Annotated in this window: 17 protein-coding genes and 2 pseudogenes; 12 read left to right on the top strand and 7 right to left on the bottom strand. The window is 36.5% G+C overall.

Going from position 1 to position 17,878, the window contains the following annotated elements; all coding sequences use genetic code 11:
- Positions 1–26 precede the first annotated feature (26 nt).
- From LZ575_RS22245 to LZ575_RS03305, 6 genes are all read left to right on the top strand, one after another.
- Entirely contained in the window at positions 27–614 is a 588-nt protein-coding gene (locus LZ575_RS22245) for a tyrosine/phenylalanine carboxypeptidase domain-containing protein (protein ID WP_255702947.1), read from the top strand.
- Positions 614–973, top strand: a complete 360-nt coding sequence (locus tag LZ575_RS22250) for a tyrosine/phenylalanine carboxypeptidase domain-containing protein (RefSeq protein ID WP_255702751.1) — start codon at positions 614–616, stop codon at positions 971–973. Before LZ575_RS22245 ends, LZ575_RS22250 begins: the two co-directional genes overlap by 1 nt.
- Positions 970–2,019, top strand: coding sequence for a glutathione synthetase (locus LZ575_RS03290; RefSeq protein ID WP_235328401.1), 1,050 nt, complete (start codon positions 970–972; stop codon positions 2,017–2,019). The genes LZ575_RS22250 and LZ575_RS03290 overlap by 4 nt, the downstream gene beginning before the upstream one ends.
- A gap of 36 nt (positions 2,020–2,055) precedes the next feature.
- Positions 2,056–2,532 (top strand): hypothetical protein, encoded by a 477-nt coding sequence (locus LZ575_RS03295; RefSeq protein WP_235328403.1) that lies wholly within the window; start codon positions 2,056–2,058, stop codon positions 2,530–2,532.
- On the top strand, positions 2,474–3,106 hold the full coding sequence (locus LZ575_RS03300; protein ID WP_235328405.1) for a hypothetical protein: 633 nt from the start codon (positions 2,474–2,476) through the stop codon (positions 3,104–3,106). The genes LZ575_RS03295 and LZ575_RS03300 overlap by 59 nt, the downstream gene beginning before the upstream one ends.
- A 227-nt stretch (positions 3,107–3,333) precedes the next feature.
- Positions 3,334–4,017 (top strand): succinylglutamate desuccinylase, encoded by a 684-nt coding sequence (locus LZ575_RS03305; protein ID WP_409187203.1) that lies wholly within the window; start codon positions 3,334–3,336, stop codon positions 4,015–4,017.
- 87 nt (positions 4,018–4,104) lie between these two features.
- Here the strand turns inward: LZ575_RS03305 and LZ575_RS03310 are convergent, their stop codons facing one another.
- The 7 genes and pseudogenes from LZ575_RS03310 to LZ575_RS24190 form a co-directional block, all read right to left on the bottom strand.
- A complete protein-coding gene (locus LZ575_RS03310) occupies positions 4,105–4,434 on the bottom strand; it encodes a hypothetical protein (protein WP_235328407.1) in 330 nt (109 codons plus the stop codon).
- A 285-nt stretch (positions 4,435–4,719) separates the two neighbouring features.
- Entirely contained in the window at positions 4,720–4,845 is a 126-nt protein-coding gene (locus LZ575_RS24180; protein WP_409187204.1) for a sensory rhodopsin transducer, read from the bottom strand.
- Positions 4,846–4,909: 64 nt separating this feature from the next.
- Positions 4,910–5,092: pseudogene (locus LZ575_RS24185) on the bottom strand (sensory rhodopsin transducer); the annotation flags it as partial.
- 251 nt (positions 5,093–5,343) lie between these two features.
- Positions 5,344–6,726, bottom strand: a complete 1,383-nt coding sequence (locus LZ575_RS03320; protein WP_235328411.1) for an alpha-amylase family glycosyl hydrolase — start codon at positions 6,724–6,726, stop codon at positions 5,344–5,346.
- Complete coding sequence (locus tag LZ575_RS03325; protein ID WP_235328413.1) at positions 6,723–8,354, bottom strand: alpha-amylase family protein; 1,632 nt, start codon at positions 8,352–8,354, stop codon at positions 6,723–6,725. Before LZ575_RS03325 ends, LZ575_RS03320 begins: the two co-directional genes overlap by 4 nt.
- 31 nt (positions 8,355–8,385) lie before the next feature.
- Positions 8,386–9,249 carry a TIGR03885 family FMN-dependent LLM class oxidoreductase gene (locus tag LZ575_RS03330; RefSeq protein WP_235330666.1) on the bottom strand — a complete coding sequence of 288 codons (864 nt, stop codon included), beginning with the start codon at positions 9,247–9,249 and terminating at the stop codon, positions 8,386–8,388.
- A gap of 282 nt (positions 9,250–9,531) precedes the next feature.
- Positions 9,532–10,063, bottom strand: a pseudogene (locus tag LZ575_RS24190) (porin family protein).
- Positions 10,064–10,592: 529 nt separating this feature from the next.
- Between LZ575_RS24190 and LZ575_RS03345 the strand changes: the two are divergent.
- The 6 genes from LZ575_RS03345 (at position 10,593) to LZ575_RS03370 (ending at position 17,808) form a co-directional block, all read left to right on the top strand.
- Positions 10,593–11,090: a hypothetical protein gene (locus tag LZ575_RS03345; RefSeq protein WP_235328419.1), complete on the top strand. Its 498-nt coding sequence runs from the start codon at positions 10,593–10,595 to the stop codon at positions 11,088–11,090.
- 452 nt (positions 11,091–11,542) lie between these two features.
- A complete protein-coding gene (locus LZ575_RS03350; protein WP_235328421.1) occupies positions 11,543–12,043 on the top strand; it encodes a hypothetical protein in 501 nt (166 codons plus the stop codon).
- Between the two features lie 1,056 nt (positions 12,044–13,099).
- Positions 13,100–13,333 carry a T9SS type A sorting domain-containing protein gene (locus tag LZ575_RS03355; RefSeq protein ID WP_235328423.1) on the top strand — a complete coding sequence of 78 codons (234 nt, stop codon included), beginning with the start codon at positions 13,100–13,102 and terminating at the stop codon, positions 13,331–13,333.
- A 4-nt stretch (positions 13,334–13,337) separates the two neighbouring features.
- A complete protein-coding gene (locus LZ575_RS03360; RefSeq protein WP_235328425.1) occupies positions 13,338–15,077 on the top strand; it encodes a hypothetical protein in 1,740 nt (579 codons plus the stop codon).
- Between the two features lie 3 nt (positions 15,078–15,080).
- Positions 15,081–16,763: a hypothetical protein gene (locus tag LZ575_RS03365; protein WP_235328427.1), complete on the top strand. Its 1,683-nt coding sequence runs from the start codon at positions 15,081–15,083 to the stop codon at positions 16,761–16,763.
- A gap of 229 nt (positions 16,764–16,992) precedes the next feature.
- Positions 16,993–17,808, top strand: a complete 816-nt coding sequence (locus LZ575_RS03370; protein WP_235328429.1) for a family 16 glycosylhydrolase — start codon at positions 16,993–16,995, stop codon at positions 17,806–17,808.
- Positions 17,809–17,878: the final 70 nt, after the last annotated feature.

A 17,878-nucleotide genomic window follows, 5' to 3' on the forward strand; every position in this document is an offset into this window, starting at 1 on the left:
AGCTCTATAATTTAAAAATAGAAGATATTGATGATCCGGCTATGTCTTACCTCTTCAGGGAAAAAAGAGAGGAATTGGATCAACAAATAACTATGCTGAATGAGCGTGGTACCCGCAACTTTTTTTACAATAGTATAAGATTGTACAAAGGTGTGGAAAGAATGTTATGTGAGGAGGCTGAACAATTGCTGAAGGATGTAAACGAAGTAGAAAAGCCACCGAAAGACGAACTTATAGATTCCAGGGGGTTCAGCAGTATGGCCCGGCAGGAATTTGAATATTTCAGGCAGCAGGACAGCAATTTTAAATCCCGGGTTCATATTAGAAAAGATGTGAATATCATGATGGTTTCCAAAGGGGAATTGTACCTGCCTGACGATTACCTGATGCGGAAGAAAGAAGCTATGGCTTTGATACAACACGAGGTGGGAACACACGTGCTTACTTTTCATAACGGAAGCTGGCAACCATTACAACAGTTAAAGATTGGCCTGGCAGATTATGATCCCCTGCAGGAAGGTTTGGCTGTAATGTCTGAATACCTTGTGGATGGTTTAACCGCAAACCTAGGTTACGTACACTGGCAGGAAGAGTGGTTGCAGGAGCTGCATTAATGGATGGTGGTGATTTTCGGGAAATATTCCGGTTGCTAACCAGAGAGTACGGTTTCCTTCCGGAGCGGGCATTTAATATAACCTCCCGGATTATGCAGGGAGGTGGATTTTTGAAAGATATTATCTATTTAAAAGGCCTGGTGGAATTGAGAAAATACCTGCAGGACGGCGGAGAATACGAACCCTTGCTGGCAGGAAAATTCGGAATAAAACACACAAAAATAATACAGGAGTTGACGAATCGTGGAATTCTGAATTCAGGAGTTCTACGACCCAGTTATTTATTAACCGAAGACACCGAAAAGAAATTAGATTTAATCAGAAAAGGTTTACCCCTTTCTAAAATGATAAGCGCATGAAAATATGTTTTGTTGTAAACAGTGTTGAGACGGAAACTGCCGGAACCACTGTATATCTAATGCATGAAGCTTTTAAGAGAAAGCATCAGGTATATATAATGGGAGTTGGAGATTTCAACTATAACAACAATCAGGAGTTAACAGTGCATTGTAAAACACTGGGTAAAAATGCCAAGTCAGAAACTCCCAAAGAATACATCAATTCCCTTAAAAGCAAAAAGGCTAAATCAGAAAAAATATCTGTTAAGGATCTCGATGTGCTGTTTATCAGAAATAATCCAACTGAAGAAGAAGCTGGACGCACCTGGGCAGAACATTCAGGAATTGCCTTTGGAAGGCTGGTGCAACAGGAAGGTGTACTTGTATTAAATGATGCTTTTGCTCTTTCCAACGCATTTATAGATAAACTTTATTTTGAGGAGTTGCCCAGCAGTATTAAACCTGCATCTTTAATAACAAGAAAAAAAGAAGATATCCTTCAGTTTTTTGAAGATCATAAAAAGAAGATGATCCTTAAACCTCTTGAAGGTTCAGGAGGCCGTGGAGTTTATTTAATTGATAAGAATGAAAAAAATCTCAATCAGATTATTGAAACTCTTACAGAAAAAGGTTACATCATAGCCCAGGAATTCCTTCCGGCTGTAAAAGATGGAGACGTAAGAGTCCTGCTTCTTAATGGAAAAGTGATGGAAAAAGATGGCCACTTTGGGATCATCCGCAGGGTTAGCGGTGAAGGTGAATTCCGTAGTAATATTTCCCAGGGAGCCTCACCCAACAGCACCGAATATACTGAAGAAATGAAGAAAATAGTTGAAATAACAGCTCCCAAACTTATTAGGGATGGACTTTTCTTTGTTGGTTTGGATATAGTAAAAGACAAACTAATCGAAATTAATGTTCTTAGCCCCGGTGGAATGGACAGCTTCCCTTATCTGGGACTTCCTAATTTTTCTGATCAGGTTATAGAAGCTATAGAACGAAAACTGGAATACAAGAAAAATTACGGAGATAAGATCTCCAATCGCGAGTTAGCTACCATGGATTAATGCTGGTAGCCTCAAATCAAAACTTAAAAAATATCTATGAAAATTTGTTTTATAATAAATAGCCTTGAAACCGAAAAGCCCAAGACTTCTGTCTTTATAATGACAAAAGCTCACCAGCGTGGGCACGAAGTTTATGTCGCTACAGTTGGAGATTTCAGCTTTAGTTCCAGTGCACCTTTAGGATTGCACTGTATAGGACTCCCTGAAGGAGAAAATCCTGCCAATGCTGAAGAATTCCTAGAACAACTAAAGAGTGAAGATGCAAGAAAGACAAGAATATCTGCCCGGGAATTAGATGTAATTTTCCTAAGAAACAATCCTACTGAGGAAGAAGACAGCAGAAAATGGGCGGAACATGCCGGGGTTGCATTTGGAAGAATGATGCAGGAAGAGGATGTCCTCGTTTTAAATGATGCTTTTGCTCTTTCTCATGCCTTTATAGACAAATTGTATTTTGAAGAATTACCTGAAGAAATTAAACTTAGCGTCTATAATTACCAGGAGCAAAGATGAAATAATGGATTTCTATGAGAAACACAATCGAAAGATCGTCCTTAAGCCGCTGGAAGGCTCAGGAGGTCAGGATGTTTATCTTATAGATGAACACGAAAAGAACATCAATCAAATTACCACTGCACTTAATAAGCAGGGATATATTATTGCACAGGAGTTTTTACCTGCTGTAAAGGATGGAGATGTGCGGGTGTTGCTGTTAAACGGAAGAGTACTTGAGGAAGACGGAAAACATGCCGTGGTAAGAAGAAAAAGTGGTGAAGGTGAATTCCGGAACAACCTGGCTTTGGGTGGTTCAGCAGATTTTAGTGAATTTACTGAAGATATGAAGAGGATAATAGAATTAACTGCGCCAAAACTTATTAAGGACGGGTTGTTCTTTGTAGGGCTCGATGTAGTTGAGGATAAATTAATTGAAATCAATGTACTTAGTCCGGGAGGACTGGAAGTTATGCAAAGCGTAGGATTGCCCGACTTTACTACTACTATCATTGAATCAATAGAGAAAAAGGTAGAATATAAACAAAAGTATAAAGGCCATATTTCTAATAAGGAATTAGCCACACTTGTTTAAAAAGAAAAATGGAAAAAGAAGTGGAAATTACAGACAGGATCTTAGGTGAATATGGAAATGAAAATGGTCCATTAATTTTTGTCACTTGCTGTTCATGGAAATGAGCCCAGCGGAGTCAAGGCACTAAAAAAGTTTTTTCTGAACTGGAAAAAACCCAACCTGAAATAAAAGGTAAAATTGTAGGAGTAGCAGGCAACAAACTTGCGCTTCAAAAGGGACAAAGATTTATCGAAGAAGATCTTAACAGGACCTGGAAAGAAGACAGCATTACCCGGAAGAAAAAAGATACACACGAGCAGCGGGAAATGCACGAGATCATTGAAATACTGGAAAAGTATCCTGAAAAAGACTACGGAAAAAGATATTTTCTGGATTGCCACACCACCTCTTCAGATAGTCTTCCATATGTTTCAGTTCAGGTTGTTAATGACAATGATGAATGGGCACAGAAATTCCCTACGTACATCGTGCGCGGCTTCAGTGATATAGTATATGGAGCTATTGACCATTACTTAAGCAGAACAGGTCTTACAGGATTTACTTTTGAAGCCGGGCAACACGAAAATACAGAATCTATAGAAAATCACGAGGGTATGATCTGGCTGGCATTAAAAGAAGCCTGTTCTTTAAATCTTAAAAGTATTTCCTGCTATCCCGATTGTGTTGAAAATTTTGCAAGCAAGAATGCACCGGATCAAAAAGTTTTTGAAATAATCCATAGACATGGATTAGAAAAAGATGATGAATTTAAAATGCAGCCGGGATATAAAAATTTCCAAAAAATAAAAAAAGGAGAAGTTTTGGCTATGCAAAATGGCAAAGAATTAAAGAGCGAGTGGGATGCCTACATCTTTATGCCATTATATCAGGCACAGGGAAATGATGGGTTTTTTGTTATTGAGGAAGTTTAAAAAATTACCGAATACAAAGAGAAGAGAGAAGAGAGAAGAGAGAAGAGAGAATAGAATTAGCAGGGAAGAAGTTTTTCCTTCAAAAAATTATCTTTTTACAATACCTATCACCTCCCCTGTTTTGCAGTTGATCCTTAAAAGTTCTTTTCTTCTTAAGCCGTATTTGCCCTCCGGTCCTAAATAATCCCCGATTGAATTACTTGATCTAATGATCATGAGTTGGGTGCCATCCCGGGGATCGATAAGAGGGCTCTTACAGGAATTTTCATCAAAGACTACTCCTTCCTGAAGAACAAATGCATCAGGCACATCCTCCGGTGCTCTGGAAATTTCAGAAAAAGTGGAATTTCCGGCTCCACAACCTGCACTCAGGAACAAAACCACGAAAGCATAAAAAAGCAGAGAGATTTTTTTCATTTCCGAATAGTTGAAGGTTACTATAAAGATAAATAAAAATTAAAACCTGTATTGGACGGAGAATATAAAAAATTCCTCTTTCCTAAAGCTTTAGAGTAGATAAAAACAGCACTAATATTTTAAAATTTTTCTCCGGAAAATGCACTGTCTATAATTGCTAAGACTAGAATGGCCCTGTCAAAATTATAGCTGTAGTAACATAAATGAATTAAACATTGAATTTCTGAAGGAATAATAATCTGAAAAATATTTTCTCTTCAGAGCAGATTAATCGATTTTATAAGCTCATTCGGAATACGCAATAGTTGAAAGCAGCGCATTTTCTGCCTGTCTTGAATCCAGCCTGGTGTGCTGAACTACAACAGGAATATTTGATTCTATAACACAAGCATAATCTGTTCCCAGAGGCACTTAGCTCAGGATCCTTAAGATCATTAAATCGTAAGTGTTTTGTGCGCTGTGCCTCCACTGTCACTTTGTATGGTCCCACAGGATCTTTATCGCTAAAGAAGATGGTAATTTCTACTTCTGCCTTCTCATCTGATGTATTTAAAATACAGGCGGTTTCGTGACTGGTAAATTCCGGTTCCTTTCCTGTTCCGTACGTGGGAATATAACCTTCAGCAATTACCCATATTTTCTTTCCTAATGCTTTCATAACTCTTTTTCCGGTTTTATTCAATCTTTTCAATTTCAGCTATCAGACCTTCATTAGCTCCTAAATGGAATTCAGAATTAATCTTTTCTCCTTCTCTCTCTATTTTTGTGCTAATCAAAATTTTTCCCTGAGTCTGGGTATCTTTAAGCTTAACGCTTTCTTCAGATTTGCCTAAGTTCAGTACAACCAGAAATTGTTTCCCCTCATTTACTCTCTTATAGGCCAGAAGATTTTCCCCTGATGATAAAGGTTCATATCTTCCAATTTGAAAAGCTAAGCTCCTTTTGTCGTAAAGCGATGAGTTTTTGGTAAAAACTCAACATGCTATTTTCATCATCCTTTTCCTGCTCCACATTAATTTTCTTATAGTTTTCCATAAGTGGCAGCCACGGCTCTTTATCTGAAAAACCTGCATATTCAGTAGAATCCCACTGCATAGGTGTTCTTTCAGGATCTCTTCCCAGTCCTTTCCCGGGAATATTTTTCTCCTGTGGATCTTTTACCATTTCCGGCGGAATGTGAACATCCTGCATTCCTATTTCCTCTCCATAATAAATAGTGGGAGTGCCACGCAAGGTTAGGAGTAAAATAGCCGCATTCCTCGCCTGCTCAGTTCCTATTCTGGTTGCCAGCCTGGATTGATCATGATTTCCTAACACCCAATTTGGCCAGGCTTCAGCAGGCAGTGCACCTTCATACTTATCTATTACAGCCTTAATTTCTGCAGCTTTCCAGGGTATCAGTACCAGCTGAAAATTAAAAGGTAAATGAGCTCCATTATTATTGTCGCCATAATACATTACCAGCTGTTCCACCGGAAGGTATATCTCACCAATGATAAGCCGTTCATCATACTCATCGGTGACTTTTCGCATTTCTTTCACGAGATCAAGAACCTCCGGCTGATCTGTAGTATAAGCCTGCAGGTGTTTATCATAAGGGGATTTATCTTCAGTATAATCAGGATTTGGAGGATTATCTCTGAATTGCTCATCCTTGATCATATGCCACATGACGTCTACCCTGAATCCATCAACACCTTTATCCATCCAGAAGCGCAGTACATCAAACATGGCTTTTTTAACCTCCGGATTACGCCAGTTGAGATCCGGCTGCTCTTTTAAAAATGCGTGATAATAATATTGATTCGTAGTTTCATCATATTCCCAGGCACTTCCTCCAAAAACACTTAACCAGTTGTTTGGTGGTCCACCATCGGGTGCAGGATCTTTCCATATATACCAATCTCTTTTGGGATCATCCTTAGATCTTCTGGAGTCCTTAAACCATTGATGTTCACTGGAAGAGTGATTTGGTACATAATCGAGAATTAGCTTCATTCCTTTATCATGAATTGCAGCCAGTAATTCATCAAAATCTTCCATTGTACCAAACATTGGATGAATGCCTGTATAGTCACTGACATCGTATCCAAAATCGGCCATAGGGGAAGGATATATGGGAGAGATCCAAACCACATTAATTCCCAGATCCTTTATGTGATCCAGTTTCTCTCTAATTCCTTTGAGATCTCCTATTCCGTCTCCGTTGGTATCTTTATAAGACCGCGGATAAATTTGATATACAATCTCTTTTTGCCACCATAAAAAGTCATTCAATTGCTTTTCGATCATAAGAAGTTGTGTCTTTTATGCAACCACCTGTAACCATAGGGTGATAGCGTTATTTCCTGTGTATCAGTATTAAATTTTTTGTATTTCTTATCTCCAAAAATATCTATGATATCCTCAGATTCTTTCAGTTTTAATTTGACCTTTTGTTCTTCGGAAGAAAAGTTGTGAAGCGCGATCGCCAATCCTTTATCTGATTGTCTGCAATGCGCGAGCACTTTGGAACTTCCGGTATCCAGAACTTCATAATTCCCCCAGCCAAATTCCGGAAATTCTTTTCGGGTGTTTATCGCTCTCTCCATCCAGTGTAATAAAGAATCAGGATCTCGGTGCTGGTCATTTACATTTACTTTCTGGTAACCGAAATCACCTTCAGAAATAACATTTCTTATTAACTTCTCGGTACGAGCATCTGAAAACCCTCCGTTCTTCCTGTCGGCCCACTGCATGACAGTTCTTACACTACTACGGCCTTCCATAGAAAGATCTTCGCCCATTCCTATTTCTTCACCATAACGAAGAACAGGCGTGCCGGGGAGAGTGAATAGCAGGCTGTGAGCAAGTTCTATCTTTTTTCTATCGTTACCCAGCATTGATGCTAAACGTCTTCTTATCCCGCGACCGAAGATCCTCATGTTTTCATCGGGGGCAAAAACTTTAAAAACTTCTTCTTTCTCTTTATCGCTTAGTTTATCAAGATTTAATTCATCGTGGTTACGAAGAAAAATGGCCATTTGTTCTTTCTCCTGGATTTGTGGCATCTTTTTCAATGCTTTAGCCACTGGTGTTGCTTCTTCTTTTGCAAATGAGAGAAAGAGGAAATTGTTGACGTAAAAATTAAACAGCATATGCATTTGATCTTCATCTCCCAGGAATTTCTCGTACTTTTCTGGTTCAAGATCAACTTCAGCAAGAAGAATGGCATCCTTTTTATGCGTTTCTACAAATTCCCTAAAATGTCTAAAAATGCTGTGGGGATCTTCACCAAAATCAACTTTTCCTTTCTCGGTAAACATGTGAGGTGCAGCATCTATCCGGAATCCCGAAACTCCCAATTTCAGCCAAAAATGCATAATCCTGAATATCTCTTTTTGTACGTCTTCATTTGAAATATTTAGATCGGGCTGGTGCGAGAAAAAGGTGTGGTAATAAAAAGCATCTGCCTCTTCATCATATTTCCAGTTTGAACCACCGTCCTCTCCCCCGGTCATCATATTATTATTATCATTTTTTGGTTTTTCATCTACCCAGATGTAGAAATCTCTATATTTTGAATCTTTACCCTTACGGCTCTTTTGAAACCATTCATGTTGTGTAGAAGTATGGTTAACAGCAAGATCAATTATTACCCTTATTCCTGCTTCATCTGCTGAATCTATTAATTCTGCAAAATGGCCCATATCTCCCAAACGCGCATCTACTTTATAGTAATCCCGTACATCGTAACCATTATCTTTATTAGGAGTGTCAAAGAAAGGAAGGAGCCATAGACAGGTTACTCCCAGGCTGGATAAATATGGGAGGGATTCTTTTAGTCCTTTAAAATCTCCAATTCCATCACCATTTGAATCTTTAAATGTTTCAACGTCCAATGAGTAGATCACTGCATTTTTATACCAATATTTATTCATTTTTTCCTTTTTGAGGGATTATCAATTCTTTTTACTTAAACCGGGCTAAAACATTTTTACTGAAGAATTCTATAAATTCTTCCTGTTCTTTATTTACATTGTGGATTATAATTCTTTCAAAACCCATTTCGTGGTACTGCTGAATCTTTTCAATAAATGCTTCAGCTTTATCACTAATGATCACGTAATCCTTAAGATCTTCTTTTCTAACTTTCTCCCCAAGGTCATCAAACTTGTCAGCTGTATCAATATCTGCCAGTAGCCTACTTGGGAAAATATTATTCTTCCATTGTTCCCAGGCTCCTTCCAGGGCTCTTTCATAGGATGAGGAATAGGAGATCTGTACTTTTAAAGCCATTGGTTTTCCTTCACCACCATTTCCTCTAAAGGCATCCACCATTCTTTGAAGTTCATCTAAAGGCTTGGAAATAGTAATTAAACCATCTGCCCAATGGGCCAGCCAGGCTGCTGTTTTAGGAGTGATGGCGGCTCCATATACAGTTGGAGTCTTTTTCGGAGTGGTAAAAAGTTTGGCGTTTTCCACCTTAATAATACCCTTGTGGGTTAAATAATCTCCCTTCCATAATTCCCGCATCACTTCTACAGATTCTTTTAATCGGGCATTACGTATTTCTTTAGGAGGCCATTGCTCCCCGGTTATGTTCTCATTAAGAAGCTGCCCGCTCCCGGCACAAATTATAAGTCTGTCAGGAAACATTTCATTTAAGGTGGCCATAGCCTGGGCAATAATAGCGGGATGGTAGCGCTGTCCCGGGGCATTGACAACGCTAAAATCTAAACTTGAGGCCTGCATAGCTGCTCCCAGCCAGCTCCAGGCGAATCCGCTTTCCCCTTGTTTATCGCTCCAGGGATGAAAATGATCTGAAGAATTTATGGCCTGAAAACCTACTTTTCAGCCTGCTGGACGAGTTTTAGTAAACGACTTGGAGCAAATTGTTCGTGAGAGGCATGAAATCCTATTTTCATAGTGTGGTTTTAAAATTCTTCTGAATTCCTAAATTAGGAAAATCACCACAAACCCTAAAGGATATGCCGTAGTAGCAGGGTTAAATAAAAGATAAAGTTTTACGCACACGTTAATTTTAAAACATAAAAAAGGAATGTAAGGCCAATAGCCAATACATTCCTTTGAACAAATGTAAATAGTTAAGACGCTCTAAAAGAGGTAAGAAAGACTTATCTGCACCCCATCATATTTAAATTCTTCATATCCGGTTTCCCTGTTAATACCAATATGATTAAACCCATGCATATATCTTACTCCTGAAACCAGGTTTTCTGTAATAGCATATTCTAAACCTCCAATAAAAAAAATACTACGATGTTCAATCTCACGCTCAAGAGAAGCGGTATTATTGTCTGTTTTATCGTCTCCATTTATTAGGAGATCAAACTGAGGTCCTGCCAATAATGAAAAATTATTGAGCATTTGCCAATTCACCAGGACTGGTAAACTCACGTAATACATTTTATACTGCTTAGTTTTCATCTGCTACCTTACCTCCCATTTGTGAAAATAAATATTCCGGTTGAACAGAAAAATTTCCTGTTAAGGGAACAAGCATTAGAAAACCTGCAGTTATCCCTGGTTGCCAATTCGTGTTTACGGCACTTTCTGGAGGAGGAGATCCTTTGGAAAAATTCATGTGAGAAAAATTTGCGTTAAGCGCGAATTCCAAATTTCGCATTCCTATGTTCCTGAGAAAAGTTAATTTGAACAACAAAAACACACAAAGTAACAAGAATATATTTCATATAAGAAATCTTGAATATTGTTTAATGTCCTGGTAATTCCTGATACTTCCCATTTTTATTAAATAGAATAAAAAAGTTCTAATAAGATTCCTTATCTCTCTTATACAGGTAGTAAATATACAGGGAACTATTGCTGGTCAAATTTTTTAATTAAATTTTATTTGTAATGCTTTATTAAAATAGAATGTCTTCTAAGGTCCCTCCCATATTTTAACTAATTCCAGGTTACGAGTAATAAAATCACCAATTTATCACCAGATTAGTCTTAATATTTTTAGCCAAAGGAATATTTACTTCAGACTGGTTTACCTAAATATAATTTTAGAGTGTCATCTAAATTTATAACCGAAATTTCCTTGTTGTAGGAAAAACTAAATATCCAGAAAATAAAGTTAAAGTTTCAATTATTTTATATATCTTACACCTGTTTTTTATGCATTACGTCTAAAACATACTCGCTAAATGAAAGGTAATTCTGACTTTTTTGTAAATCCAGCTCAAACTTCTTACATCATAGAAGGTTGCTTACAAGACGATCGTCTAAATAGTGGATTAACCAACAATTTATTTTCAGTGAGTGACCCCCAAAAGAAATGGGATTTGAATTTTTTGAATAGCTTCTGGAAAAAGCTTACTTCATCGCCAGAAAATTTTCCTCAAACCCCAAATACTTCGATAAGTAATATCCTCGAAGAGGATATGGGAGTATTAGCATCTAATGCTACTAAAAGAGTTTTAGCTAATAAATTAGAACTTTCTATAGATTCTATACATTTGGCTAAAGCAATTAAAGATTCTTTTGAAATCTATCATGAAGACTATCCTTACGATTTTATTTTAGAATATAAAGGGGAACGATTAGGAATGATGTTATTAGATAAATGTTACAATTCTAATGGTGAAGTGAAATTAGTATATCGTTTTAATCCTAATATTATAAGCTTCCGGGGATTATATTAATTTCTCTACTATTCCCTTACTCCCTGTTCTAATTCCTGTCCTTTTATATTAGTGGCATCCTTGTCATTAATGCTCTCTTAAAATAAATATTCGTCTCATAAGGACATGGATTTGTTATTCTTAGAATGCTATTCCGAGGTTTCCGATAGTATGAATTTAAAGTTAGAAAAATTCTTTAAAAGATTAGATCAACCCGATTAAATGTCTTTTTGTGGAATATTTCCCCAGGTTTATCTCACCTCTCTACAAATAGTTTAACATTCTTTTAAAAATAAGAATCTTGTTAAACTTTAATAGTCACCTGGAGGCCTATTATTATTGAGATTTAATTTTTTAAGAGAACAGATTTAAAATTGGCACTGTTTTGAATCCTTAAATTATAATTATAGTTTCCCTCATACTTGTTTTCCTACAACACGTTTTTACACAATACTTCTAATAATATATACTAAATGAAAAGTAATTCTGACTTTTTTGTAAATCCGGTCTCAGCTTCTTCATATATTTTAGAAGGATGCCTACAGAACGACCGCATAAATAAAGGATTAAATAATAATAATTTTTCTTCAGAAAGTGACCCCAAGAAATGGGATTTAAATTTTCTGAATAGCTTCTGGAAAAAACTTACTTCATCGCCGGAAAATTTTCCTCAAACTCCAAATTCTAAAATTAGTAATATCCTCGAAGAGAATACGAGAGAATTAACATCTAAGGCCACTAAAAGGGTTTTAGCCAATAAATTGGAACTCTCTATAGATTCTATACACTTGGCTAAAGCAATTAACGATTCCTTTGAAATCTATCATGAAGATTATCCTTACGATTTCATTTTAGAATATAAAGGGGAACGATTAGGAATGATGTTATTAGATAAATGTTTTAATTCTTATGGTGAAGTGAAATTAGTATATCGTTTCAACCCTGACGTTAAAAGTTTCCAGGGATTACATTAGTAGTTCCTCTATTCTTTCTTCTCCTCTACTCTGTTCTTTACTGTCATTCCAAATTACTGGAATCTCCTTTTTTATTTTTCGTGTGTTTTCACCAGTGGTTCGCATCAGTTCTATTTAAAATCACTATAACGTCCAAAAAGGAAGAGGCCCCTCGACATTGATATAAGGTAATATCCTTTTTGGGGTAGCTTAGGGACCTCCACTTAACTTTTCCAAAGGTGCCCGACTCAGAATTCTGATCGACTTTTCACCATTAGATGAAAGTACGCCACATAACAAATTGAGCTCGCTTTCCTCTTTTATCCTTATCTGTTTTTGATTTTTAAACTTCCTTAAAGAAAAGCCAGTTTTAATAATTAATTTTGAAATACTGTTTCTCTAAAACGTTTTATCTCTCCCTCATCACATAATTGTTTGGGGAATATTTCCCCAGGAGATCTCACATCTCTACAAAATATTGTAATCTTCTTTTCAAATAAAAAAGCTGATAAAATTTTAACAGTCCCGCCCGGTCCTATAGCTGTTGACATCTAATTTTTTTAAGAAGGTAGATTTACACTTGGCACTATTTTGAATCCTTTAAGTTATAATTATAATTTCCCTTGTAATTATATTCCTACAAAAAATCATAAACTATTGATGTTAAGTATAGAAAAGTGTATTTCGTCCGATTTTTATGCTATTTTAGCCGAAGTATCAGTTAAGGAAGTATTAAATATTACACAAAATAAACTTAATGGAAATCCTTAATCTCCCCCCAACCCTACGACCCTATGAAATATTATATTATAGTACTCATTGTACTCTCTCCACTGTTATGTCAAAGTCAAAATACCCCAAACAACGATACTACAAACAAACATCTACATAGTTCGATAAACACATCTGGTGGAGATATATCTGGCGAAGAAGGCAGTATTTCTTATTCAATTGGCCAGGTTAACTATTTATCCTATAATGAGAATAGCCTTTATACCGCCGAAGGTGTCCAGCAACCCCTAGGTTATTATTTCCATAAGTCCAAAAGAAATTGTAGAAGATAAAGAAGTCATAAATTTGGCTGCCTATCCCAACCCCACTACCAATTATTTTAAAATAGAGGCTTCTACCTATCTTGGTCAATCCCTGAAATATCATTTAACAGATCTGCACGGTAATTTCATTGAAGAGGGCCGTATTCTAGATCCCGGTGCCATAGTAGATGTATCGGGATTAGCCGTAGCGGTCTATCTATTACACATAACAAATGGCTCAGAACGTATTAAAACTTTTAAAATAATAAAAAAATAAAAAAATGAAATGGATTTTTAAATTTTCGCTAATGATGTTAATTCATATTAGCGCCTTTGGACAAACTCCCGAAAAAATTAGCTACCAGGCTGTAATAAGGGATAATAATGGAGTCCTTATTGAAAATTCAAAAGTTAATTTAAAAATTGTTCTACGACAGGGTTCTTCAAATGGAGCCACAGTATATGAAGAATTGCATAATATAATGACTAATAAAAATGGGCTTTTATCTCTCGAAATTGGTTCTGGGACCATAAGTAAGGGTCATTTTAATGAGATAAATTGGGCTAAAGGGCCCTTTTTTATCGAAACTCATGTAGATCCCAAAGGGAGTTTTAATTATAAACTCAATGGTGTTAGCCAACTTCTGAGTGTACCATATGCTTTACACGCCAAATCAGCCGATTCCTTCAAAGGTATAATCTCCCCTTCGCAGTTACCCGATTTTTATACAGCTGATGAAATAGATGAAATTTTTCTAAATGTTGTTACTGAAAGAACCCCTCTTTCAAGTTTTTCGGGAAATTATAACGATCTTGAGCATAAACCGGAAATTTATAACAAGAGAGAAATAGACTATCTCATTCAGGGTATTGAAACAACAGGAGTTCCCCGACAAAATCTTACTCTGGAAGGAGATATGCTGTCTATTTCCGGTGGGAATTCAATTTCTTTTGAAAATTGGGACACCAATGTCGCAGATGATTTTTCAGGTCTCTATGATGACCTTCAGAATAAACCAGAACTTTATAACAAAACAGAAATAGACAATCTTATTCAGGGTATAGAAACAACCGGAGGTTCTCCTCAAAATCTAAATCTGGAAGGGGGAACTTTATCTATTTCCGGAGGGAATTCAATTTCTTTTGAGAACTGGGATACAAATGCAGTGGATGATTTTTCAGGTCTCTATGATGACCTTCAGAATAAACCAGAACTTTACAACAAAACAGAAATAGACAATCTTTTACAGGGTATAGAAACAACTGGAGGTTCCCCTCAAAACCTAAATCTTGAAGGAGGAACTTTATCCATTTCCGGAGGGAATTCTATTTCTTTTGAAAACTGGGATACAAATGCAGCAGATGATTTTTCAGGAAGGTATATAGACCTTCAGGATAAACCTGAACTATATAGTAAAACAGAAATTGACAATCTAATTCAAGGTATAGAAACAACGGGAGGTTCTCCTCAAAATCTTAATCTGGAAGGGGGAACTTTATCTATTTCCGGAGGAAATTCTATTTCTTTTGAAAACTGGGATACAAATGCAACAGATGATTTTTCGGGTATTTATGATGACCTTCAGAATAAACCAGAATTGTATAGTAAATCAGAAATTGACAATCTTATACAAAGTATAGAAACAACAGGAGGTTCTCCTCAAAACCTGAATTTGGAGGGTCAAACCTTAACTATTTCCGGTGGGAATTCAATTTCTTTTGAAAACTGGGATACTAATGCCACAGATGATTTCTCGGGTTCTTATGAGGATCTTCAGAATAAGCCCATTTTGTTTTCCGGTCAATATACTGATCTCGAAAATAAACCTGAACTCTACAGCAAAACAGAAATTGACAATCTTATACAGGGTATAGAAACAACCGGAGGTTCTCCTCAAAACCTGAATCTGGAAGGTCAAACCTTAAGTATTTCCGGTGGAAATTCTATTTCTTTTGAAAACTGGGATACTAATGCCATAGATGATTTCTCAGGTTCTTATGAGGATCTTCAGAATAAGTAGGTATTGTTTTCTGGCCAGTATGTTGATCTTCAAAATAAACCTGAATTATACAGTAAATCCGAAATTGACAATCTTATACAGGGTATAGAAACAACCGGAGGTTCTCCTCAAAACCTTAATCTGGAAGGTCAAACCTTAACTATTTCCGGTGGAAATTCTATTTCTTTTGAAAATTGGGATACTAATGCAGCAGATGATTTCTCAGGTTCTTATGAGGATCTTCAGAATAAAGTAGTATTGTTTTCTGGCCAGTATGTTGATCTTCAAAATAAACCTGAATTATACAGTAAATCCGAAATTGACAATCTTATACAGGGTATAGAAACAACCGGAGGTTCTCCTCAAAACCTTAATCTGGAAGGTCAAACCTTAACTATTTCCGGTGGAAATTCTATTTCTTTTGAAAACTGGGATACCAATGCAGCAGATGATTTCTCGGGAAGGTATATGGACCTTCAGGATAAACCTGAACTGTATAGTAAAACAGAAATTGACAATCTTATACAGGGAATAGAAACAACAGGAGGTTCTCCTCAAAACCTAAATCTGGAAGGGCAAATCTTAACTATTTCCGGTGGGAACTCTATTTCTTTTGAAAATTGGGATACTAATGCAGCTGATGATTTTTCGGGTTCTTATGAGGATCTTCAGAATAAACCAGTATTGTTCTCTGGCCAGTATGAGGATCTTCAAAACAAACCTGAGCTCTACAGTAAAACAGAAATAGACAATCTTATTCAGGGTATAGAATCAACAGGAGGTTCTCCTCAAAACCTGAATCTGGAAGGTCAAACATTAACTATTTCCGGTGGGAATTCAATTTCTTTTGAAAATTGGGATACTAATGCAGCAGATGATTTCTCGGGTATTTATGATGACCTTCAAAATAAACCTGAGCTATACAGTAAAACAGAAATAGACAATCTTATTCAAGGTATAGAATCAACCGGAGGTTCTCCTCAAAACCTGAATCTGGAAGGTCAAACCTTAACTATTTCCGGTGGAAATTCTATTTCTTTTGAAAACTGGGATACCAATGCCGCAGACGATTTTTCGGGTTCTTATGAGGATCTTCAGAATAAGCCAGTATTGTTCTCTGGTCAGTATGTTGATCTTCAAAATAAACCTGAATTATATAGTAAATCAGAAATAGACAATCTAATACAAGGTATAGAATCAACAGGAGGTTCTCCTCAAAACCTAAATCTGGAAGGTCAAACCTTAACTATTTCCGGTGGGAATTCTATTTCTTTTGAAAACTGGGATACCAATGCAGCAGATGATTTTGACGGAGAATACGCTAGCTTAAATGGTGCACCTAAGGTTTATACCCAGGAGGAAGTTGATGCTATAAAAGCTGAAATATTAGTACATGTAAAAGAGAACTATTCTCCAAAGGCACGTGTAGTCTCATTGTCTTCTTCCAGGAATGCAATTAGTACTGATGTAGGTAATACTCTTGCCTGTATAACTTCAGCAACATTAACTATTACTTCAACGTTTTCAGGAATGCAGATTGGAGACATTATTAATTTAGAAGTTCACGGTACTACTCTAACAGTTACCGGAGGAACAGGGGTAGTTATAAACGGAACATCTGGCGGTAACAAAAGCATTGGGAACAATGAAATTTATACTTACGGGCTCATAAGAAAAATAGCGAACAACTCTTATATTGTTTTATAATAAAATGTTTCATTTTCTATTACCCTTATCACCTGTAAATTTATAAGTACACCCCGGAAAATGGACAATATAAAATGTGCCGGGAACTAATATATGTGCAAAAGGAAAGAAACTGGGTAGGCGAAATGAATTGTAAAATAGTAGCAGATTTAATTATATTCGCGCCCATAATAAAATAAAAATTTAAGACAAAAGAATACTGATCACTTAAGAAAAATCTTAGTATACAATGAAAAAGGGTAAGTTTTATTTTCGTGCAATTGTAGTGGTTATCCTTAATACTGTCCTTTTAGGATGTAGTTCCAGTGATGATTCTGAGGAACCAGAACCACTTCAGGAAAGAATTAGGGTAAAAATGCCTATTCCAGATGAAGGTGACATTGATTGGAGCAATGTTGAATTAGTTTGGAATGAAGAATTTGATGGCTCAACAAAGTTGGAGGATATATGGTTTTTTGAATCTAACGATCCCAACAATCCTAATACTGCAGACGAATTGCAGACTTACCAGAAGGAAAATGTGGTAATGAACGGGGGAACTTTAAAGATCCTGGCAAAGGAGAAAACTGGAGATTATACTTCTGCCCGGTTAACCAGTAAATATGCCTTTCAATATGGGAGAATTGAAATAAATGCAAAGTTGCCCCGGCAGCAAACCAAAGGTCTCTGGACAAAAATGGCTTTGATTGGTGATAATATAGATGTTGCAGGATGGCCTCTTGCGGGGGAAATTGATGTTGTAGAGCACTTTACAAACGACCCTAATAAAATTTATAATTATATACATAGCGGCACTAACAATGGTGCAAACGGAACATTAATTAGTTCTGAATATTCCCTGGAATCTCCTGGAGCAGATTTTCATGTCTATGGGATATTATGGACAAATAAGTATATCAAATTCTACATTGACAATTCAGAAAATATTACCTATACTTTTTTAAGACCCTCTACACCTACTGACCAAAACTGGCCTTTTGATAAACCTTTCTATTTATTAACTAAGTATAGTTATAGGAGGACAGTATGGAGGAGATGGAGTTGATCCCTCTTTATTTCCCGCCAGTTTAGAGATAGATTACATTAGAGTATATCATCCCGATTAGTATTGTCAA

The sequence above is a fragment of the Antarcticibacterium sp. 1MA-6-2 genome, assembly GCF_021535135.1.
Taxonomy (GTDB): domain Bacteria; phylum Bacteroidota; class Bacteroidia; order Flavobacteriales; family Flavobacteriaceae; genus Gillisia.